The sequence below is a fragment of the Aquiflexum gelatinilyticum genome (genome assembly GCF_024813435.1).
GTDB classification, from domain to species: Bacteria; Bacteroidota; Bacteroidia; order Cytophagales; family Cyclobacteriaceae; genus Cognataquiflexum; species Cognataquiflexum gelatinilyticum.
Window position 1 is genome coordinate 147,834 of sequence record NZ_JANAEZ010000001.1, and the last position, 23,686, is coordinate 171,519.

At 36.6% G+C, this 23,686-nt stretch carries 10 protein-coding genes; 7 read left to right on the forward strand and 3 right to left on the reverse strand.

Annotated elements, in window-relative coordinates:
• Window positions 1-37: 37 nt before the first annotated feature.
• From NK987_RS00625 to NK987_RS00645, 5 genes are read left to right on the forward strand one after another with little or no spacing between them, the layout of a single operon-like run.
• The gene (locus tag NK987_RS00625; RefSeq protein ID WP_259262296.1) at window positions 38-5,146 is read left to right on the forward strand and encodes a DEAD/DEAH box helicase; all 5,109 of its coding nucleotides are present in this window, start codon (window positions 38-40) and stop codon (window positions 5,144-5,146) included.
• 6 nt (window positions 5,147-5,152) lie between these two features.
• Window positions 5,153-7,999, forward strand: coding sequence for a helicase-related protein (locus tag NK987_RS00630; RefSeq protein WP_259262297.1), 2,847 nt, complete (start codon window positions 5,153-5,155; stop codon window positions 7,997-7,999).
• 24 nt (window positions 8,000-8,023) lie between these two features.
• Window positions 8,024-12,016, forward strand: a complete 3,993-nt coding sequence (locus NK987_RS00635; protein WP_259262298.1) for an Eco57I restriction-modification methylase domain-containing protein — start codon at window positions 8,024-8,026, stop codon at window positions 12,014-12,016.
• A gap of 50 nt (window positions 12,017-12,066) precedes the next feature.
• Entirely contained in the window at window positions 12,067-13,938 is a 1,872-nt protein-coding gene (locus tag NK987_RS00640) for a DUF262 domain-containing protein (RefSeq protein WP_259262299.1), read from the forward strand.
• A 46-nt stretch (window positions 13,939-13,984) separates the two neighbouring features.
• Window positions 13,985-16,228 carry a DUF262 domain-containing protein gene (locus NK987_RS00645; RefSeq protein ID WP_259262300.1) on the forward strand — a complete coding sequence of 748 codons (2,244 nt, stop codon included), beginning with the start codon at window positions 13,985-13,987 and terminating at the stop codon, window positions 16,226-16,228.
• Between the two features lie 242 nt (window positions 16,229-16,470).
• On the opposite strand, the gene NK987_RS00650 is transcribed toward NK987_RS00645, so the two are convergent.
• From NK987_RS00650 to NK987_RS00660, 3 genes are read right to left on the reverse strand one after another with little or no spacing between them, the layout of a single operon-like run.
• On the reverse strand, window positions 16,471-19,320 hold the full coding sequence (locus NK987_RS00650; protein WP_259262301.1) for a GIY-YIG nuclease family protein: 2,850 nt from the start codon (window positions 19,318-19,320) through the stop codon (window positions 16,471-16,473).
• A 44-nt stretch (window positions 19,321-19,364) separates the two neighbouring features.
• Window positions 19,365-19,988, reverse strand: a complete 624-nt coding sequence (locus NK987_RS00655) for a MazG-like family protein (protein WP_259262302.1) — start codon at window positions 19,986-19,988, stop codon at window positions 19,365-19,367.
• A 6-nt stretch (window positions 19,989-19,994) separates the two neighbouring features.
• Window positions 19,995-21,977 carry a tetratricopeptide repeat protein gene (locus NK987_RS00660; protein WP_259262303.1) on the reverse strand — a complete coding sequence of 661 codons (1,983 nt, stop codon included), beginning with the start codon at window positions 21,975-21,977 and terminating at the stop codon, window positions 19,995-19,997.
• A gap of 226 nt (window positions 21,978-22,203) precedes the next feature.
• Here NK987_RS00660 and NK987_RS00665 point away from each other — a divergent pair, with 226 nt between their 5' ends.
• Both NK987_RS00665 and NK987_RS00670 read left to right on the forward strand, forming a co-directional pair.
• Window positions 22,204-22,443 (forward strand): hypothetical protein, encoded by a 240-nt coding sequence (locus NK987_RS00665; protein WP_259262304.1) that lies wholly within the window; start codon window positions 22,204-22,206, stop codon window positions 22,441-22,443.
• Between the two features lie 280 nt (window positions 22,444-22,723).
• On the forward strand, window positions 22,724-23,683 hold the full coding sequence (locus NK987_RS00670) for a TIR domain-containing protein (protein ID WP_259262305.1): 960 nt from the start codon (window positions 22,724-22,726) through the stop codon (window positions 23,681-23,683).
• The last annotated feature ends 3 nt before the right edge of the window (window positions 23,684-23,686 follow it).

Consider the following 23,686-nt stretch of genomic DNA (forward strand, 5'->3'; position numbering starts at 1 on the left):
ATAATTAAATATTATTTTAAAACTTTAGAAATACATCATGAATATTGTTTCGCTTCACCAATCAATCATTGACGACTATAAATCTTATATTCAGAGCTTTATAAATATTAGTGATGATGCTATTGCTTCAGTTGTAGAGGAAGCCATCAATAGTGGAAAGCTTTGGAAAGATCCTTTAATTCAATTCAACCCATCATTTCAGGTTTCAAGTAGTACCGAAGAACTAATTAAAACAGGAGTACTGGATGCTAAGTTAGCTGATATTTTTGCTGGTTTTAGTTTATATGACCATCAAGTTGAGGCGTTGACTTTGGGTTCGCAGGGTAAAGACTTTATCGTCACCTCAGGAACTGGATCTGGTAAGAGCTTGACTTTTCTTGGAACTATTTTCAATTACTTAGCTAAGAACCCACATCTAGAAAATGGTGTGAAAGCTATTATCGTTTACCCGATGAATGCTTTGATTAATTCCCAGCATAAGGAATTAGGGAAATATGCTAAAAACTACTTCGAAAAAACTGGACATAAATTCCCTTTCACCTTCAAACAGTATACTGGTCAGGAAAAAAAAGAAGAAAAAGAAGATACAATTAATAACCCTCCAGACATCCTTTTGACCAACTATGTGATGCTGGAATATATATTAACTAGAAATAGAGAAGATCAATTAAAATCATCTATCTATAATAATCTGAAATTTATTGCCTTTGACGAACTACATACTTTCAGAGGTCGCCAAGGTGCTGATGTAGGGATGTTGATAAGGAGAATAAAAGCGAAGTGTAAAGACAAAGAAATTTCCTGTATTGGGACTTCTGCAACAATGGTTTCAGGAGGAACAATTCAAAGCCAAAAGGAGAAAGTCGCTGAAGTAGCCTCCTCTTTTTTTGGATCTAGATTCAAGGCAGAACAAATTATAATAGAAAAGCTCCAAAGACAGCTTGGCGCAGAAACAATCAATGTGAGGAAATTGATCCATGATTGCCAAGTAGAACCTGGTGGAGACATTTCAAAGGATTTCTTGGTAAACAATGAGTTGATCAGATGGCTAGAGAATGAAGTTGCTTTGGTTGAAAAGGAAGGAATTATTATTAGAAATAAGCCATTGTCAATTCCTGAAATCAGCAGTAAGTTAGTTGATATAATAGGATTTGAAATTGATCAGGCTAAGAGCTTTGTTGTTAAGGGACTAAATTGGATCAATCTTTATAATGCTTTTCTAGCTGCCACCGACTCCAAAGAAAAGTCTATTCTCCCCCTTAAAATTCACCAATTTATATCTCAGACAGGTTCAGTTTACATGACATTAGGGTCTTCCAATGAACCCGATAGACATATAACTCTTGATTCCAGTCCCTTTATAGTGATTGATGATCAGAAAAAGCCACTATTTCCTGTGGTGTTCAGTAGGGAAAGCGGCAAGGAATTTTACTGTGTCACCAAAAGCCCGGAAGGCCAATTTTTACCAAGAGGGTTTAATAATTGGAGCAGAACTGAGGAAGAAGAAAATGATCATTTAGAAGGATACATTATACCTGATGCCTCGGTTTGGAATCCTGAAGAAGATGCTCAGAATTTGCCGGAAGCTTGGATAAGAAGAAGGACCAATGGTCAGATTTTGGGATTTAGAAACCACGTTGCCAACAGAATTCCTGTAAGGATATTCTTTGACGATTTAGGAAATTTTACTGAAGAGGAGAACAATAGAAATTATCCATACGAAGGCTGGTATATGGCTGCCAAACTTCTTTTTGACCCTACATCAGGCACTTTCTATCATGGTGATACAAAAGAATCTACCAAACTAGCTACACTGGGAAGTGAAGGTAGAAGCACTTCAACAACTACTCTTATTTTTTCTATTTTGAAGCAAATGGCTGAAGTGGGGATGGAAAGTAATAAACAAAAAGTACTTTCTTTCACAGATAACAGACAGGATGCCGCCTTACAATCAGGACATTTTAATGATTTCATCCAAACAGTTCAGATCAGGTCAGCTGTATTCAGGGCTATAGAAAACTCGGAAACAGGAACTCTTGAGTACACTCAGCTACCTACTAAACTTGCTGATGCTATAAATCTAAATCAAGCCGATTATGCCATAAATCCAGGAACTTTTCCCGGGCCAATAAGGGATAATTTAAATGCCCTTAAAGATTTTATTATGTTTCAGGCACTTCAGGATTTAAGGAGGAGTTGGAGAGTGGTCTTGCCTAATTTGGAGCAATGTGGTTTATTGGATTTTGATTATAAGGATCTTAGAGAAATCTGTGAAGTCGAGGCTTATTGGGAAAATATTCAAATTCTTGAGAGGCTCAATCCTCAAGAAAGATATGAGTTCATTTTTCAAACCTTGGATTTTTTCAGAAAAGAGTATGCGATTAGAGCGGAAGATTTCCTTTCCGCTGACGCCATTGAAACAAAGTCCTCAAATATTAACCAAAAACTAAAAGCCCCATATTCTTTCAAAGAAACACCCAAGCCTGCTTTGTCAAATCATATCAGAATTAAATCTATATCCAGACATTTAAATATGGAAACTGTAAGTGCTGGACCAACCAGTGGATATGGAAAATATTTTAAGAGACTTTTTAATGAGGTATATTCAGATGATAGAATTAATAATGAAATCTACTATCAAGCTGTAGATCAAATTTTTGATGTCTTGGGGAATGCAGGTTATTTGAACAGCTTACAAGTCCTGGATTCCAATAACGAGAATACAAATGTCTATAGGTTAAATATCGATTACCTAATTTGGAAAAAAGGGAATGGTGAAACGGTCAGAAGAGACGAAGTTAAAAACCTATCTTACAGAGGTGCGGATAAAGAAGCTAATCAGTTTTTCAAAAAAGTATATAGCACCGACCTTTCCAACATGAAGAAGCTTGTAGCATCTAATCATACAGGTCAGATCACAGATTCTGATGAAAGAAAGAGACGGGAAGAATTATTCGGAGACGGAGATATCAGTGCTTTGTTTTGCTCACCTACCATGGAATTGGGAATCGACATTGCTTCGCTTGACATAGTCCACATGAGAAATGTACCACCAAACCCTGCCAATTATGCCCAACGAAGTGGAAGGGCTGGTAGAAGTGGTCAATCAGCATTAGTGTTTACTTATTGCGGATCATATTCTGCTCATGATCGGAATTATTATTCCAAATCTTTAGAAATGGTTTCTGGAAACGTGGTACCCCCTACCCTGGATTTGAAAAATGAGGATCTTCTGAAAAGCCATCTCCATGCTTACATTCTTTCTGAAATTACTTTGGAAGAACTGAATTCAAGCATTTTCACCCTTTTGAATGAATTGGATAATCTGAAATTAAATAATAGTGTAAAAGTAAAACTTCAATTTAGCCCAGATCAAAAAATCAAATTTATACAACGGTTTAACTTAGCTATAGCAGACTTCAAAGAAGAACTCCATGCCAAGCCTTGGTTCAATCATGACTGGGTAGAGACCACAATCATTAGAATTGAAATGGAGTTGGATCATGCGGTTCAACGATGGAGAAATATTTACAAGGCTTCCATAGCTATGAGGGAAGATGCGACTTCAATCATCAATTCAGGTATTTATGCTGCCAGAAGTCCAGAGTATAGACAAGCTGAAAGAAATCAAAAACAAGCCACTCTTCAAATTGATGTTCTAAAGTGTAATGATACAGGTAACAACAGTTTTTCAGAATTTTATCCTTATAGATATTTAGCTTCTGAAGGTTTCTTACCCGGATATAATTTTACCCGACTTCCGGTAAGGACATTTTTACAGGATGACAGGGGTACATACATTTCCCGGCCTAGATTTATTGCGCTTAAAGAATTTGGTCCAAGAAATATAATTTATCATGACGGTAAAAAATATTCTATTGTCCAAATGATTACTCAGGATATTAATAACAATATCAAACAGGCCAAAGCAGCTACCAATTCAGGATATTTCTTGGATGGAGATGACTTCAACAGCGATCATTGTCCATTTACAGGTGAGCCATTGGACAATGATTCTTCGAGACGGATTTTTGCATCATTACTTGAACTTTCGGAAACCCGAGCCATTCAAAGAGAAAATATTAGCTGTGCCGAAGAAGAAAGAACCTCTCAGGGTTTTGAGGAACAGGTGTATTTTAATATTCCAGGAGGAATGGATACGGTGCGAAAAGCTATTTTAAAAAATGGTGACATTTCTTATCTCAATCTGCAGTTTATCCCTACAGCCAAAATGTATAAAATCAATACAGGTTGGAAACATACCAATCAAGAGGGCTTTAGAATTGGACTAAATTCCGGGTTTTGGAAAAATCAAAATTACGTACCCGAAGGAAATGAAGAAAATGCTGCTGATGTAATGCTTTTCACATGGGACAATGCTGATGCACTTTACATACAGCCTGTAAAAGCACTTAAGCTTAATAAGGAAGGCGTAATCACCATGCAATATGCCTTAAAAAGGTCAATTGAACTGGAATTTCAAATAGAGTCCAATGAAATAGCAGTGACCATCATGGGAAGTGCAAACAATCCGAACATCTTCATCTATGAGTCTTCTGAGGGTAGTTTAGGAATTCTTTCCCAATTGATTGAAAATAAAGATACTTTCAAAAAAATAATCAATAGAGCGATTGAAATTTGCCGATTCGATGATCAAAATTATCAAGAACCCGCTTCTTATGATGACTTGCTCAGCTATTACAATCAGTTCCATCATTCGATCATTGATAGATTTTTGATAAAAGATGCGCTGTATATGCTCAGGGATTCTCAGATAGAAGTCAATTTAAAGAATGATCAAATCGACTATGATTCCCAATATGAGAAGTTATTAGCTTCTTACGATAAAAATTCTTCTACAGAAAAAGAGTTCTTGGAATATCTGTATGAAAATGGTCTCAAGCTCCCGGATAATGCCCAAAAAAGAACCGAGGGGATATATACTCAAACGGATTTTTTTTATGAGCCTGACATTTGGGTATACTGTGATGGCACTCCACATGACCAAGTAGAAATAAAAGAAAGGGATAAGCAAATTAGGAATGCAATCAAGAAAAGAGGAGAACAGGTTTGGGTATATTATTATAAAGACAACCTTGCCGAGAAGATTATAGAAAGACCTGACATTTTCAAAAAAGTAAAATAAAGAGATATGGATTTTCAACCAGGGTCTTTAGTAAAAGTCCGAAATAGGGAATGGATTGTTCAGCCATCAGATGATGAAGAAGTAATGTTGATAAAACCTTTAGGAGGATCTGAGGATGAAATTACTGGTATTTTTCTGCCTTTGAATAATCCGGATGATAAAATTGAGTCCACTGATTTTCCAAAACCTACAGTAGATCAATTGGGTGATTTTGCCACGGCCAAGTTATTGTACAATGCTGCCAGGCTATCTTTTAGAAATGGTGCAGGTCCCTTCAGGAGTATGGCAAAATTGTCTTTTAGACCTAGATCGTATCAGATGGTTCCTCTGATTATGGCACTACAACAGGAAGTAATCCGTTTGATGATTGCGGATGACGTAGGTATTGGTAAGACTCCGGAATCTTTGCTGATTGCAAAAGAATTGCTTGAGCGAAGGGAAATCAAAAGATTTGCAGTCATCTGTCCGCCACATTTATGCGATCAGTGGCAAAGGGAAATCAAAGACAAGTTTGATATAGATGCAGTGATCATACGCTCCAATTCTCAAGCAAGACTGGATAGGGAAATTCAGGGAGATGTCAGTGTTTTTCAATATTTCCCTTACCAAGTGATCTCAGTAGACTATATCAAGTCAGATACCAGAAGAAATGTCTTTATCAAAGAATGTCCTGAATTCTGTATAGTAGATGAAGTACATACCTGTGCAAAGCCTGCAGGGACAAATAAAGGACAGCATTTAAGATATTCTTTGATCTATGATTTAGCTCAAAAACCCAATCAGCATTTGGTACTTTTAACTGCCACCCCACACTCTGGAAAAGCTGAAGAATTTCAATCACTTTTAGGGTTGTTGAAACCAAAATTTGAAAAGATTACCTTGGGAGATGCCAAACAGGAAGAAAGAAAAGAAATAGCCGGTCATTTTGTACAGCGTAAGCGAGCTGATGTGGTCAAATGGATGGACGAGGAAACCCTGTTCCCTATGAGAGATAGCGCAGAAGTGGGATATAAGCTAAGCGCAGAGTATGCCTTGTTTTACAACGAACTTTTGGATTTTGCCAGAGGCTTGACAGTGGGTACTCAAAAAGAAAGCAAAATCAAACAACGTATGAGGTATTGGACAGCTTTAGCTTTGATGCGGGGCTGTATGTCCAGTCCTCAGGCAGGTCTGGAAATGCTGGAGCGGAGAATCAACAAACAAAACCTAGAACTGGAGGAAGAGGTTGATCTAACAGAAAACCCTGTGTTGGATAATGATGAAGCCTTTGATGCAGACAATACTCCATCTCAGGTTATGGATAAAGCAGAATGGGAATCAGATGAAATCAGATCTATTAAAAAGCTTCAAAAATTATTGGAGCAGGCACAAGGGGTCAAATTAGACTATAAAGCTAAAGATGCCTTAACCATTGTATCTGACTGGCTTAACGAATCTCCATATCACTTTAATGCTGTGATTTTTTGTCGGTATATAGCAACAGCCAAATACCTTGGTGAAGTGCTAGGTACAGTTTTAAAAAGAAAATTCGGAAAAGATTTAGATGTGCAAGTTATCACCAGTGAAGATCCTGATGAGGTAAGAAAACAACGAATCGATGATATGAAACCCTCACCAAAGCGGGTTCTGATAGCTACAGATTGCTTGTCAGAAGGGATAAACTTACAAGAATCATTCAATGCAGTTCTACATTATGATCTTCCTTGGAATCCCAATCGATTGGAGCAAAGAGAGGGACGGGTGGACAGGTTTGGACAATCATCGCCTTCTATCAAAACTTACCTACTCTATGGCAAGGACAATCCAATCGATGGAGTAGTTCTGAAGGTATTGATACATAAAGTGAAAGAAATCAAGCGGGACCTGAAAATATCTATGCCTTTTCCAGATGATTCACAATCCATTATGGATGCGGTTTTGCAATCTGTCTTATTGAACCCGAAAAAGATTCAGGAAAATCTTCAGTTAGGTTTATTTGATGGTTCTGATGAAATCAAAAAGGCTGAATTGCAATTCACCAAAAAGCTGGATGATGCCGCCAAACGTGAAAAAGCTTCAAGAGACCTATTTGCCCAGCATGCCATTAAGGCGAAGGATATTGAAGATGACCTAAAAGCCGTGGATGCCGCTATTGGGAATCCTGATACAGTGAAGAACTTTGTCAAGGAAGCCATGGCCTATCTTGGAGTTCAAATAGATCCATATAAAGAGGGTTTCCGTTTGTATTTTAACAATATTCCAGAGGTATTAAAAACAGCCTTGGTTCTAGATATAAAAAAACAATATATACAAGTCACCTTCAAGTCCCCTACCCCTGAAGCATACATTTACCTGGGGAGGAACCACGCTTTTGTAGAGCAACTCAGCCAATATATCATGGCCGCAGCCCTCAATCCTGAACCCAATTTCAAAATCGCCAGAGCAGCAGTGATCAAGACAAAGGCAGTGGATCAACAAACCACCCTGCTTTTATTCCGTGTCAGAAATGTAATCGGAGAAAAAGGTGGTGCTACGCAACTGGTTGCTGAAGAAATGCTTCTCTGGGGTTATGAAGGAATGGCAGAGGAAAAGCAATTTTTGGGATTAGACCAAGCTAAAAAACTATTAGAGATTGCAAGCTCTACGGACATGCTAACAGAGCCTAGAAAGCAGGCAACGTTGAAAGAAGAACTAGATGCTTTAGACGATATAAAAGCTGATTTTGATCGAGTCGCTTTGCAAAGAGCAGAAGTATTGGTAACAGCCCATGAAAAATTCAGAAAGCTTGTGGGGGGGGTGAAATACCAACCGGTATTACCTGTACTTCCAATGGACATCATGGGTATCTATGTCCTTATTCCTGACAAAAAATAAGCCCTAGAATTAAAATTGATTGACATGAATTTTCAGACCATACGCATAGAGGGAAATATCATTTCTTCAGATATTTTAGAAAAAATCCTTGCAGGCGAAGAGCTTGCTGGGCAGAAGGCTACAGACTTTGGCATGCAGGCCGGTGATAAGGTGAAAGATGAAATCGCCCGGGCTTGGGCCGATGCTCAGGACCTTTGGAGAATATTTCGAAGAAGAACCGAAGCCCTTCAAAAGGAAAAATCAGGAAATGAGGAAGTTCGAAAATATTGGATGATTCCTTTGCTTAGCTTAATGGATTATCATTTGGAGACCAGTGGGAAAGAGGTAGTCGGAAATAATTCCTACGCCATTTCTCACCGGGATGTCAAGCGGGATCGCTTCCCCGTACATATTGTGGGCTACCAGGATTTTGTTTTAGAAGCCCCTGACAAGCGCTCGACCTTAGATGTAAAGCCCAGTAATGCTACCCGTAGGATGTCTCCTCACGCTCTGGTACAGGAATATCTTAACCTCACAGAGCATAGCTATGCGCTGATGACAAACGGCTTTCAGTTGAGACTGCTACGTGACAGTAGTCGACTTGTCAAACTATCCTACTTGGAATTTGATCTGAAACAGATGATGGAGGAAGAGGTATTTGCTGATTTTGCTATACTATTCAGGTTGTTACATGCCTCCCGTTTGCCAATCAAAAGTGATGAAACAGCTTCAGCTATCCTAGAACAGTATCACCAACTTTCTCTCGAAAGCGGTACAAGAATTAGGGAAGGGCTGAGTGACGCAGTAGAAAATAGTATTAAGGTTTTCGGTAATGGATTTTTAAAACATCCCAAAAACCAAGCGTTAAGAGAAGCCTTGGAGACTAATGCTATTTCAGAGAAGACTTATTACCAATACCTGCTTCGTCTGATCTATCGCCTACTATTCTTAATGGTGACTGAAGAGCGTCAACTGATTTATGATAAAAATGCGAACAAACGTAAGCGGGACATATACTACCGATTCTATAGTATAGACAGATTAAGGAGGTTATCAGAGCGTAGAGGAATAGCAGATAAGCGATTTGAAGACCTTTGGTACTCACTCAAGCAAACTTTTCGGCTATTTGAGTCAGAAAAATTTGGGGCACCCTTAGATATTAAACCACTCGGGGGAGAGCTTTTTGGACCAAACAGTCTAGGCTTTCTGTCACAGAGTGAATTGAGCAATAAGTACTTTTTAGAAGCCTTCAAAGGGCTGTCTGTTTTTATCAATAAAAATACTGGACAGGCAATGCGAGTTAATTATAGTGCATTGAATGTAGAGGAATTTGGATCTGTCTATGAAGGTTTGCTGGATTATGATCCAGTTATCTTGGATCATATAAAATTTGATTTCAAACCAGGTACTGGAAGAGGTGATTCTGGCTCTCACTATACTCCTGAAGAATTGGTTCAACCGCTGATTAAGCACTCTCTGGATTACATCATAGAAGATAAGCTGAAAGAAGCTGACCCAATCAAAGCTCTTCTTTCCATCACTGTCTGTGATGTGGCTTGCGGTAGTGGTCATATTCTTTTATCTGCTGCGAGAAAGATCGCCTTCAAGCTGGCCTGTCTTCAGGAGACCAAAGCCAGCAATAATCAAACTATAGTGGAGCAGCCTTCTCCCGAATACTATAGGCATGCCTTGCGGGAGGTAATCAGGGACTGCATTTATGGAGTGGACTTAAATCCCCTTGCTGTTGAGCTATGCAAAGTAGCCCTCTGGCTCGAGGCACACAATCCGGGTGAGCCACTTAACTTCTTGGATCACCATATCAAATGTGGCAATGCCATCGTTGGACTTGCCCATCGTGAAGAACTGGAAAAAGGTATCGCAGATGAAGCCTTTAAGGCCTTGGGTGAAGATGTGAAGCCAATCGCATCCTCCCTGCTCAAAAAAAATAAAATAGAACGAAAAGAGCGGGATAGCAAATCCGCAGGAACCCAACTCGATACTGAAGTTCAAAGTGACTTAGATAATACGGTCCGAGAAGCCATGGCAGAATATGGGTATTTCCGTGCCCTGCCTGAGAACACTCCAAATCAGATCGAAAGTAAGCAACGAGCCTACCAAAAATTCCTGAATGGCAAGGGCTATCAGTTTATGAAAGCTATGGCGGATATCCAGGTGGCCCAGTTCTATATTCCTAAAAATGAGGCTACCAAGGACCTGTTTGTCACAGATAGCGAGTACCGCCAGATTCTATCAGGCTATAAAGGCTGGCAAACCATGAAAACTGCTAAGGCAACTGCCATTTCACAAAATAAACGTTTTTTTCATTGGTTTTTAGAGTTTCCTGAAGTGTTTAGTGAAGGTGGATTTGATTGTATTTTAGGGAATCCGCCATTCTTGGGGGATAGACGATTGAAGGATGCTTATGGCGAAAACTTTTTAGAATGGATAAGATTTAATTTTTCCGAAGGAGCAACAATTGATTTAGTTGTCTATTTCTTTTTAAGAATTAACAATGTTCTAAGAGAAAAAGGATTTCAATCTCTTATTTCTACAAATACAGTTGCACAAGGTAAGGCTAGGGAGTTTGGTTTGGAGAAAATTATTCAAAATGGATCTTCATTAAATCATGCTGTAAAAGGAATGAGGTGGCCAGGATTAGCTGCAGTTGAGGTATCATTAATCACAATATATAAAGGTGATTGGAAAGGCCAGTTCATCTTAAATGGGAAGAAAACCGATCAAATTTCACCTTTTTTGGATGAAGCTGACAATACTGGAACTCCAATCCCTTTGTTTGCCAATGATGGTAAAAGCTATCAGGGAAGTATTATTTTGGGGATGGGTTTTGTCCTCGACTCAAATGAAGCAGAACAATTAATTGCTGATGACCCAATAAATATAAATGTCATTCAACCTTATTTAAACGGTGATGATTTAAATAACAACCCAGACCAAAATCCAAGTAGATATGTAATTAATTTTCAAGATTGGACAGAGGAGGATGCATTAAAGTTTACTAGACCATATAAAATCCTTTTAGAAAAAGTAAAACCAGAAAGACAACGATGGAAAGAAGATGAAGAAGGGAATCCAATTATTGGACAATATGCTTTGAGACATCCTTTACCTGAAAAATGGTGGCAACACTGTGAAAAACGTCCTGCCCTCTATAAAAAGATCAATAAATTAAATAGAGTTCTTGTTTCTTGTCGTGTTTCAAAATATGTGAACCAATCCTTTGTTGATGTGGGTGCTATTTTTGATGTTGCAACATCTGTAGTAGTTCGAAGTGAATATTGGGAATACTCTTTTTTGCAGTCATCAATCCACAAAGATTGGGCATGGAAATATGGTTCTACAATGAAATTTGATATTCGGTACACGAATCGAGATTGTATTGACACTTTTCCGATTTTAGATAATCTTGCAAAGGATTTACAGCTTAAACTAGAAACCATTGGCGAAGCCTACCACGAGCACCGTAAACAACTGATGTTGGGTATGCAATTAGGACTTACAAAGACCTATAATCTGTTTCACAGTAAAGCGATTTCAGCCCAAAGCATTAATGATAAAGACAAGCAAGTATTATCCTTGCAAAAGCATTTAGAAAAAACGGTCAATACGATTTCATTTTATGAGGCCATTAAGGGCATCCTCAAACTCCGAGAGCTGCATATGCAGATGGATGAAGCGGTATTGGAAGCTTATGGCTGGACGGATATTCAGCTAAGGCATGATTTCTATGAGGTGGAATACCTTTCGGAGAAAGACCGGCTTCGCCTCACTCTCCATCCCGATTCCCGAAAGGAAATCCTCAAGCGCTTGCTGGAACTGAATCATCAGAATTTCGAGGAGGAGGTCAAAAAAGGCCTGCATAAGAAAAAAGATGTGGAGGATTACTATGAGCAAAAAGGTCAGCCCGTTCCTCCCAATACAGTCTTCAGCGATGTCAAAACCAAAACCTATAAAACTTCCAAAGCCAAATCACTGAAAGTGAAGGAGCCAAAAGGTGGGTATGGTGGGTTGTTTAAATAGCTGTTAATTAGTGAATCTTTTGAAATATTAACTGACAAAAATCTTTTAGAATGAATGATCCATTGGAATTAAAGAAGATAGACCAGCTTTTAGACAAACAGTTCTTTATCCCACACTATCAGCGGGGATATCGTTGGACAAATCAACAGGTTGTTCAGCTACTTGAGGATATTGATAATTTTTTCCCTAAAGAGATACCGGGTAAAACAGAAAAGACATTCTATTGCTTACAGCCGATTGTGGTAAAGAAAATGTCCGATGTTTATAAAGCCTCCGCTGACTTAGAAGGAGACTGGTATGAGGTAATCGATGGACAGCAACGTTTAACGACCATTTATTTGATCATTAACTACGGAAACATTTATTGGACTGGTCCGGATAAATCAGAAAAATTTAAAATCAGCTATGAAACCAGGTTAAAATGTGTGGAGTTTTTTGATCAACTTTCAATCGAATCGGACGACAAGGTCAAAATCAATAAAGACAATATTGATTTTTTCCATATTTCAAGTGCTTTTCAAGCCATTAGGAGCTGGGAGCTTGAAAAAAGGAATTCCCTTATAAAATTTTATGGGGCTAGATTTTTCGAAAAGTTTTTAGGCGATGCAAAAATCATTTGGTATGAGGTTTTACCTGAGGAAAACAGCAGAAACTTATTTGAGCGTCTGAATCTTGGTAAAATTCCTCTGACCAATGCGGAATTGACCAAAGCGCTTTTTCTATCTGAAAATAGTTTCAAAGACTATACTCTTGAGGAGCGAAAAATCAAGCAGATAGAAATCGCCCATCTTTGGGACGAGATCGAGCAGACCCTGAATGACCAAGATCAAAAGTTTTGGTCCTTTATTACCAATAAAAACAGAGCAGCTTTTGACTCCAAAATTGAGCTGATTTTGGATATGATCTCAGGCAAGCAGCCTACAGAGAAGGACCCGCTATATACTTTCCTCCAATTTTGGGAAAAGCAAAAAGAGCAAAAGCTTGATGAAATTTGGTCCGAAATTGAGAGGTTTTACTTCACACTGCAGGAGTGGTTTAAAGACAGAAACCTTTATCATAAAATAGGCTACCTAATTGCCGCCAAGCCATTTAAAAAATTTGAAAACCCTGGATTGGCAGGTTTGGCAAAAGTTTCCATGAAGAAGAAAAAACAGGATTTTGACAAAGTATTAAATCTTTTAATTCAGGAATCTTTGGCGTTTGAAATAACAGAATTGGTTTATAGAGGACATAATAGTCAACTATTCAATGCCCTATTGTTTTTCAATGTGGAGACAATCAGGGATTCTAAATCCATAGATGATTATTATCCCTTCAAACAACATAAAGGCAATCACTGGAGCATTGAGCATATTCATGCCCGCAATTCCGAGAATTTTGAGAAAACAAAAAAAGAACCTTGGAACCTTTGGCTTTCAGTTCACCAAAATCTCCTTCAGGAGTTAGCCGATAACCCAAAAGATGAATTTGATACCAATCGCATTCAAAAGCTGATTTTAGAAATTGAAAAATACAATACCACTTTACTGACTTGGGATAGATTCAATTCCTTATTTCAGCAAGTGAATGATCTTTTTGTCAATGATCAGGAAATAGATAAAGACAGTGAAGGTATTTCTAACTTGGCCTTACTGAGCCAGCCGGATAATGCTGCTTTGAACAATGCTGTTTTTGAAATCAAAAGAAGGGTAATCATTAACTTAGATATTGAAGGCAGCTTTATCCCGATCTGCACCAGGCGTCTATTTATGAAATACTATACAAAGGATGGGATCAACTCCCAGTATTATTTCTGGTCGGCAAATGACCGCTTCAAGTATCTGGAAGAAATAAAACAGAAGCTTTATCCCTATTTACCAAAAAATGCTAAATATGAGGAGGATGAAATCGAGCATGAAGAAGTGCCTCAGACTTGGGAATAAATTTTTGCCACAAGAGCTTCCATATAGCCTAAAAAAATAGAATCGCATGAAAACGAATAGTTTGTTTCAATTGCTCAAAAAACATAAAGTAATTATTCCCGCAATTCAGCGGGACTACGCTCAAGGGAGAACTACCGGAAAAGTACCAAGAATCAGGGAGCGATTTCTCAAAGCTATTTATGAAACCTTGACAGATGCTTCAAAACAAGCTTTGGATCTTGATTTTGTGTATGGTTATATTCGGTCTGAGAAAAACTCAAATCAGCAAGAGGTCAGTTATTTTATGCCATTGGACGGGCAGCAGCGATTAACGACCTTATTTTTATTGCATTGGTATGTGGCAGTGAAAGAGGGTAAGTTAATGGAAAGCAAAGAATGGCTCAATAAATTCTCTTATTCTACAAGGAAAAGTTCAAGAGCTTTTTGTGAAGAGTTGGTTAAGTTTAATCCATCATTAACAGGCAATGTAAATATTAAGCAACTGATTATTGAGCAACCAAAGTTTTTCTCTGCATGGAACAATGACCCAACAATTGCCTCTATGTTGGAGGTATTGAATGATATTCATAAGCTATTTTTTGAAGTTCCGGAGGTTTGGCAAAAGTTGGTGGGAGATCAACCTAGAATTCGTTTTCATCTTCTTCCCATGGAAGACCTTGGCCTACCTGACGACTTGTACATCAAGATGAACTCCAGAGGAAAGGAATTGACGGATTTTGAGCATTTCAAGTCCCAATTTTCCGAAGTTCTTACAGGCGAAAAAGCAGAAATCTTCAATAATAAAATCGATAAGGAATGGTCTGATTTGTTTTGGAATATTTTTAAAGCGGATACGAAAGCAGATCTCGATATTGCAAAAGAGGTGGATTCTGGATTCCTTAGTTTCTTTTGGTACATCACAGATCTATTGATTATTAAAAATAAGCTTGATCTTGATGATAAGTATTGGCTGAATGTAATTCATGAAGTATATCAAAATGAAGAGAGTGTTGAATTCTTATTCAAATGCATCAACCTTTTTGAACGGCTAGAAGGGAAGAATCCCATCTATTTTGAAAACCTATTGTATATCCAAGAGGCTGAATTTTCTGTTAAGAAAACCAGGATTTTCTTCAATAGCCCTGATATTAATCTTTTTAGAAAATGTGTCAGAACATACGGTTATAAGGACGGGAAAACCAATGGTTTTTCCGTGGCAGAGCAGCTCATGTTGTATGCCTTTATCTACATGTCTTTGGAAAAAGAGGAAGTTGATGCTAATAAATTCAGACTTCTCAGAAATCTTTTTGCTTCATCAGAGGACCAATTGAGGAATGAATATTTACCGACTTTCCTCTACAAGGATGTGGAATTGCTTATTGAAGAGAATAAACTATCGGCTCAGTCAAAACTTTCAAAGAGACAACTTGAGGAAGAGGCCACCAAAACAGGTTTGACAGAGAGATTCCCTGATTTGAAAAATGTAATTTACAAGCTTGAAGATCATTTTCTATTAAGAGGGAATGTTTCAATTATAGGGATTTCAGAGGATATGAGTCTGAATGCACAAAAGTTTATAGAAGTATTCCAGCAAGGCTGTGATTACGCTAAGATCAGCTTGGCTATGTTGACTTTTGGAAATTTTGCTCAGAAATATCGGAATTATAAGAGGTTTGCGAATAAGTCAGCTTCTGTTTGGAGAGAATTATTTACTCAAAGTGAAGCTCGCGAAGGCTTTGAAAATACCTCAGCAGTCTTATCGAAGTATTTGGATAAAAAGATTGAAGATCCCAATATGACTGATGAAAAAATAGTAGTTCAGTACTTCAAAGCCTATGAGGAACTACCTAATAAGCCAAAAGACTTCATCTACTATTATATCAAGTATGATAGTTTCAGATTTTGGAAGGACCGTCAGACTGCAGGATTCTTTCATTGGCCTGATGAAAACCAACCTTATGAGGTAAGAATGCTATTCAAAACCAATTACAGAGGAAGAAGTTGGTGTCCGTTTTTATTGGAACTGAATCATCATGTTTTAGGAAGTCAATTAGAAAATTTTGACAGCGACTTACAGGTTACTCTTGGTGAAGTAATTCTTTTTCTAAGGACTGTAAATGAAGGATTCAGATTCAAAGCAAACGACGACGTTTCCAATCAGTATTTGGAAAATTTAATTGCAGATGGCAAGCTTAGACCAGAATCCATACTTCAAATTCCTCAAAATGATGAAGGATTGGATTTGAAGGATAGAATTCAAATGTGCAGGGAGTTTTTCCGCGGAATATGGAGGGATGTTAAAGGCAATTAATAGGAAGTTCGAAAATTATTATGAATAACTTATCAAAGATTTTAATTCATGTTTAACCTCCCTACTGATCCCGCTAAATGCCCGCAAGCAACTCAATGATTTATCCGACGATATGATCACCAAGATCAATATTCAGTATTATACAGACCTGAGGGATTGCTTGGTGAAGACATTGATGGAGGGGTATTAGATTTTTTCCTCCCTCAAATCAATTTTTAAGAACAAAAATAAATTTGGGTCTCTTAGCAGTTTTCACTTATATAGTTCAAAAAAGATTCTCCAAAAGGACCTTTTTCCCTATACTGATAATTATGTTCTTTTAGAAACTGATGGAAGGATTTTTTCTTAAGAATCAATGAAAAGGAGTTTAACTCTGCATATTTTTTTAATCCCCTGATAAATTCTTTATCACTTTCGGAAAAGCCTATTTCGCCGACTTTAATACAATCTAAATATGTTGTTAGTAATTCAATAAGACCATTCGGCAAAAATTGAAATTTAACTCTAATTTCTTTTTTCAAATCATTAAGTGTTTTGTCCAGTCTCTTATCGTATTTGGCAATAATTATTTTTTTTGCCTCTGTATGATTACATGAATTCAAATCATAAATCAAATTAAAATGTGAAAAACCACCTTGTCCAACTGATTCCTGATATTCCAAAAGTTCCTTCTTTTGAATTAAATCGTTCTCGTACCACACAAGAAAAGTTTTATCAACATTTGAATCCGCTAATAACTTATTCACCTTTGATATTGATTCATTTAATTCGGTCCTAAATGATAATCTTCCTTTTTCAAAAAAAGAGAAGGGTTTAGAATCGTAATTTTCCCTTTCTGGAAAAGAGTTTCGAAGACTTCTTCTCAATAACCTTTTATTTGATCCCTCCAAGGTTCTTATAAATCCTTTTGTCCTAAATATGATGTTATCCTTTTCTAGCCCATTAACAATTTCCAAACCAAGATCTTTGAGAAAATTTATAGATTGTATATATTCATTAACACCATACCCAATTAAACCCATTTGAATATGATTAGGTATTATAAAAATCTCTTCAATAGCTTTTAGCGTTTTCTTAGGCATCCAATTATTGGCGTGTTTAAAAAAAGTAGCTAAACCATTTAAGTAACTTTCGAGATTATTGGATCTAAGTTGCTGAGTAAGTTCAGAAGGTAATACCAAATTGCTTAAAAATATGTTAGTGGGAATAAATTCTAGTGAAAAAGTTGAAACCATACTGTAGTGCAAACCCATTGGTATTTGTGTTATTGGGGTTTTTTCAAATATTTTATTTCCAACCTTTTGAGAATTATCTACTGATGGAAAAGTTTTGCTCAAAAGAAAAAATGCCTCTTGATAATTTCTCTTTAGACCGTTCTTGATACTGAAAAGAAGGGTTTGGTGTATAACCCTATCGTCCAAGTCTTCAGACTTTATTTTTGGAGAAAACTCGCTTAAAAATTCTTCCAGAGCGCTTAAGTCCAATTCTAAAAGTTTATTTTTAATATCATGAGGTATAATATACTCCTCAGTAATTTTTTTAACTTTTTCTTTGATCTCAGTTTTAGTGAAAACAAATCCTCTTCGGTAAGAAAAATGGCTTTTAAGTTTTACAATTACCCCAATTTGATTTTCGAATAATTGAAAGTTTTTCGGGTTAAAAATTTTGTTTCGAATTGCGATTTTGTTTGTTGAATCAGCTTCAATATATGAATATTCCTTTGCTAGAATCTTTAAATAAGGATCAAACTGAATCATAAGCTCCCTTTTGAATACCGTAGCACTTGCAAAATTATTTTTACTATTCCCTAAAAAATATCTTAACATTTCTCTTACGATCAAAAATTCATAAAAGGTCAACGGATTAAACAGTGTCGAAACAAGGTTTTCTGGAAGTAAATATTCCTCATCCATTTTTTTAAATTCTTCAATTGTAATCGCACATTCTAAAAAAGATAAGTACTCTTTACCGTTGAGCCTTTTAAGTTCATTTAAATATTCTTCTTTTGGCAATAGAACAGTAAGATCTTTTTTGCCAGACTTACTAAATGATGAACTTGACTCTTCTCCGGTTAATATTTTTTCTACAACTTTAAGATACTTTACACTTTCAATTACATCATCTTCATTTTGTGAAAGTGCCTTTTCCTTAATATCAGATGGAATACCCAAAACTTCTGACATTAATGTCCATGAAGTTTTATCAATTAAATATTCAGATTTTTCATAACTCATTGAATTGAAAAATAAAAAGTTACTTGACTTAACTTTCCATTTTAACATCGTCTTTACTCTTACTTTTCTATCCTGATATGGTTTACCCAATGACCAATTTGTAAATTTTAGCCATGTAACAATGCTATCATCTTCTAATTTTTTTGCATTTAAATACCCTTGATAAACTTTTAATAGTTTACCTGATAATAATAATTTTGGAAATTTTTCTTCATCGTTAAATTCTCGTTCATAAAAGTTATGAATGTCTAATATAGAGCCTATTTCATATCCGAAAATCCTAAACTTACCTGGCAAAACAGAAAACACAATCAGGGAAAAATAAAAATCTAAATCATCACTTTTATCTTTAAAATGATCAGCATTAACCAAAGCATCAAACTCTGATTTTTTTTCCAGCCAATTGAGAAGATGCCCTCCTTTCAAATGAAGCTTTGCTTGTTCCCAGTAATTTTCGTTTGAAATAACTTTTTCAAATAGAGCCTCCGCGGAGTGGAACTCATCATAAGAAAATCTGTAAGGGTCAATATCCAAGTCAGATTCTTTCAAATTGTTATCAACTATCACCTTTCGTAAAACATCAATAGCCCTGTTTACCGGTATTCTAAAGAATTCCCTGTTATTGTTCTCTCTATAAGGGTTTAGAAACTTATGAACCTCTTTTTCCGCTAAATCACAATTATCGACTAATGTCTGATAAACAATTTGAAAACTATGGGGAACTCCAGATGCTTGGGATAATTCTGCTGCTCGGATCTCAGGGCTTCTTGTGGATTTGCCCAATTTCACTAATCCTGGCATAGAAATGTTGATCAAAATATACACATAGCCTTTCGAGCTAGAATTGGGTGAAATCATATATGGGTGTTTAATTAAATTTGTTCTCTTGAAAATTAAAGCATTTATTTATCTGCTTTTTCATTTAAACCTTTTCCATTCTCAATAGGGTATTCTTCATTGTGGTTTTGGATCTTTTCCAAGACGATTTCTTTTATGTCTAATCCGTAGTTTTCAGCCAAAAGCAAACTGTAAGAAAAAACAGTAGCTAATTTTTCCTTGATTTTTTGCTTATTGACTTCCGCAGGCTTTTCTCCTAGAAATTGCTCCAATAATTTTGATGTTTCAATACTCAAGGCCAAAGCTAAATTTTTAGGGTTTTGGAATTTAGCCCAATCTTTCTCTTTTCGTAACCTTATCAATTCAACAATCATCAGGTCAATAGAATTATTCCAAGGATCATATTTGTTAATTGTCAATATCAATTTCCTGTTCGTTTCATTGACATAAGGATCGGCATAAAGGCCCACTCCATCCGCGCTTATTGACAATTCTTCTTTAAAATCCGTAAAATTAAGTTCAAGAAATCCGTTGGCTGCCAAAAAGCTATTTACTTCATCAAAACATGTTAAAAGATCTCTGTTTTCCAAAAAGAAAAATCGCATAAACTGAAACTCACTGCACATAAAACCATCATAGTCCTCTGGGTTAAAATCATGATTCCTAATGACGTCTTTAAGTTTTTCCATAAAAAATTATTTGGTAAGTGACAAAGCCAGTAGATACTCCTTATCAAATGGCATCTGAAGCTCCCCAAGCATATCCGGAATAGCGATCGCCCAACTAACATAATAATAGGCAAGTAACTTATATCCGGTAAAAGTAGTATTGGAGATTTTATTCAGCTTGTATCCTTTTTTCTCAGGGGAAATTCCTGTTTGACCAAGCATCGCAATTTCAAAGGCAATATCCTTGACTTTGTCTTTGGACATTCCTCTAAAATGTTCCAATGCCCCTACCATATACATGGCCACCGCCATATTGATATCTTTTCCTTCATGCTCTTCTTGGAATTTCTTCAGACTCTCTTCTTCCTCAAGGTCAAAGGAATTTAACTGCATGGGATCCTGCTCGATCCGTGTCAGAACATCTTCCGGAGATTTTGATGGTGGTTGGTTTTGAGACCGGTATTCTATTTCATCTACAAGTTCAAAATAGGATCCCAATTCCAAATCCTCACCCCAATGCTGAACCAGCTCATACTCCTCCCCTTCCTTTCTATCGCTTCTATACTCTTTGAATTCATCCCAAAAAAGGTCCGCTTGGTCTTTTTCAAATGGGCGGAGGACATATTGTTTTTCCATTTTTACACCAAACAGATCCTCAAAATGTCTTGCTGAAACCACATTGAATATTCTGCTTTTGGCCAAAATATCCGGAGGGGAAAGTTCAATGATTTTGGGGTCATTGACCGCCTTATGGCCTTCCTGATTCATCTGGTATAATGATCTGAATTGAATATATCTCAACTCAGGGTACTGATTGTATAAAAAGTCTTCAATAAAGAGATCAATGGCTGTGTTGTAAACTTGACTGAGTATTCCATCGAAAAGGCTTTTTGCATACTTATCAATATTTTCAGGAGAAACCCCTCTCTTTTCAAGTTTCTTTAGGGTGCTCTGGATTCCTTTCCTGAAAGTTTCAATTTTAGAGTCCTTGCCTATAAATAACTTGTTACATTTTTTCTTCCTCGCTTCTTCTGCAAGTTTTAAATGAACCAATTCATGCGCAATCAAATGATCTGTCTGTGGGTATTTTGGGTTATGAAGAATTCTATGAAAGTCTCTATGGTGATTTTCTGCAAACTCTACCTTGGCAGCTGTGGAGATGGTTGAATCCTGTTCAATTACAACCTCTTTACCTGTCAGTTTCTCAATTTCTTGGATAAAATCAACCAATGATTCTTTTCCGGTCTGTTTTTCAATAAGTGCATCTGAAGAATCCAAAGCCAGTTTAAGGGCAGTCTTGTAGACTTGGCTTTCCAATTTCTGTTCAAATCTTAAAGTCTGAATGGAAAACTCAAAGGCACTTCTGAAATCACCCTTTTGAAAATTAAGTAAGCCCATCCCTAAAGTGATATTGGGAAATTTTGGATTGGCTTTATACGCCTTACCCAAGTATCTTTCAGCAAGTGTAAGCTTTCCGGCTTGTAAAAATGTGCCCCCGATATTATTGAGTGCGATATAATTATTGGGGTCAGATTCGACCACTTGGTCGAAATAAGTCATTGCAACGTTCAAATCGTTGTAATACCTGAAATAGATGTTTCCCATCAGAATCAATGCCCAATGATTTTTGGGATCCCATTTTAAGGCATCGATCAAAATATCAATGGCTTTTTCATGGCCTCCCTCCTCTTCATAAGTTTGGGCAAATGTCCTGTGGTATTCACTTATAAAAGGGTATTTGATGATAAGTTCTTCCAAGATTGGACGTGCTTCTGAGAACCTTCCATGTTCACATAGTTTGTTCGCTTTCTGAAATGCTGCAGGATCTCCGCCTAGAGGAGCATCAGGGACATTGATCTCTATGGTGTCCTCTGAAATCTTCACATCAGCCGAAAGCTGTCCAACGCTGTAAAACTCCTTCAACACCCGGATCAATTGATCATTGTCATGGATGTCAATGTCAGGAAACAGTTTTTTCAGGAATTCTGAACGTTGATAAATTATTTGCATAGGGTAAAGAAATTCACAAAAAGGCTCTTTGAGGTAAATATAGTCTTTGGAGACGGGATGGACAAAGGGGAATTAAAATCATGCATAGTACAAAACGTTATTCGTTTAAACTGCAGAGAGTTAAATAAGGTCTAGAAATTTAATCAGATCATCAAATTGAGAAGCATGGATTTGTATTACAATTGTTTGTATTATTGACTTTATTATGTTTAAATAGTTAACATTTATGGAAGTGGTAAAAGTAAAATCCGAGCTGAAACAAAAGGAAGAACAGATCAACCTAAAACTCAATATGATTATTTCATCTAATCCCAACCCATTCCCTTTTGAGAGGATCAATAAGGCCAAAAAACTAATTGAGATGATCCATGAATGCCAAGAATATATCGAGTCAGATAACCTTTTACTTGCCGGAATGAAATTGAGGGATTTGGAATTGGAGGGGTTGGTGTTTAAGGGAGGGTGATTAAATCTTGTTTTTTGATCTAACGGATTGAAATCTATGATCAAATTTCTGGTTCTGAACTACTTAAAAAATATTTTAGAATAGAAAATTTTGAATAATATTTTAATTCAATAAAAAGATAATTAAATTCATGCTATCCAAAGATGTTACATTAGAAAACAACTAATAAATCTTTTTAATAAAGGTAATTACGCTTGTCTATTGTTTTGCCCTATAGGATTTTTTAAAAAGTAGCCTTTTATTAAATAACTGAAACAAATAAAAATTAAATTTTTATACCATGGAATCGAGCATTTTCCTCAGTTACAGTAGAGATGATTATAAATCGGTTCAGCAAATTCAGACACTTCTAAGGGAAAAAGGAATTATGGTTTGGATCGATCAGGAAAGTATTTATGCTGGGGAAAATTGGCCCAAAGCTATTGGTGAAGGTATTGCTAAGCAATCCAAATTTATGTTGCTTTGGTCAAAGCATGCTGCTAAATCCCACTTTGTAGAATTTGAATGGAATACGGCATTAGCACTCAAAAAAAAAATTATTCCAGTTTTGTTGGATACCACACCTCTACCTCCTACCCTAATTTCCATTCAAGCCATTGAGTATGCTTTGCTTTCCAACTCACTTCATTTTATCAAAAAAAAATTGGATCAGATTGTACCACATCAAATTTATAGCCAACAAGAAGTTTTGGATAAATTAGATGAAATAAAGGAGAATTCTCCTATGGCAGTATTAGCCAAGGCTAAGATGATATACAAACAAGAAGGTTGGACCATACAGGGCAATGTTTACCAGGTTAATGGAGAAAATATAACTATCCATCATCCCCTCAATAGCTCGGAAAAGAATAAAAAGTGGTATGAGCTTTGGCAAACCTACATTGCATTGATTGCTGGGACTTTAGGCATCTTAGTAATTTTGATTGATATTCCAAAGAAATGGCGCGAGGCTTTCCCTTTGGAAACTGAAGAGGTAATTGCTTCTATTTCTGTAAAGGGTATAATTTACAATGAAGAAAACCAGCCAATTGTTGGAGCAATAATAAAAATAGATAAGCTTCCTGGTGAATCAACTATTACAACAAATGAAGGAGGCTTTATATTTAATGATGTACCAGGAGAGGCGGGTGATGCGGTAAGGGTTTATGTCGAGGCTTCAGGTTATGAATCCCGGAATGAGTATAAAACATTACCCGGTCCGATAGAAATGCACTTAAAGAAAGAAGTTCCGATTAATTAAAAA

Bases quoted from the DNA above. Each gene is read 5' to 3' on its own strand.
- NK987_RS00625 (WP_259262296.1), top strand. From the start codon at position 38: ATGAATATTGTTTCGCTTCACCAATCAATCATTGACGACTATAAATCT.
- NK987_RS00630 (WP_259262297.1), top strand. From the start codon at position 5,153: ATGGATTTTCAACCAGGGTCTTTAGTAAAAGTCCGAAATAGGGAATGG.
- NK987_RS00635 (WP_259262298.1), top strand. From the start codon at position 8,024: ATGAATTTTCAGACCATACGCATAGAGGGAAATATCATTTCTTCAGAT.
- NK987_RS00640 (WP_259262299.1), top strand. From the start codon at position 12,067: ATGAATGATCCATTGGAATTAAAGAAGATAGACCAGCTTTTAGACAAA.
- NK987_RS00645 (WP_259262300.1), top strand. From the start codon at position 13,985: ATGAAAACGAATAGTTTGTTTCAATTGCTCAAAAAACATAAAGTAATT.
- NK987_RS00650 (WP_259262301.1), bottom strand. From the start codon at position 19,320: ATGATTTCACCCAATTCTAGCTCGAAAGGCTATGTGTATATTTTGATC.
- NK987_RS00655 (WP_259262302.1), bottom strand. From the start codon at position 19,988: ATGGAAAAACTTAAAGACGTCATTAGGAATCATGATTTTAACCCAGAG.
- NK987_RS00660 (WP_259262303.1), bottom strand. From the start codon at position 21,977: ATGCAAATAATTTATCAACGTTCAGAATTCCTGAAAAAACTGTTTCCT.
- NK987_RS00665 (WP_259262304.1), top strand. From the start codon at position 22,204: ATGGAAGTGGTAAAAGTAAAATCCGAGCTGAAACAAAAGGAAGAACAG.
- NK987_RS00670 (WP_259262305.1), top strand. From the start codon at position 22,724: ATGGAATCGAGCATTTTCCTCAGTTACAGTAGAGATGATTATAAATCG.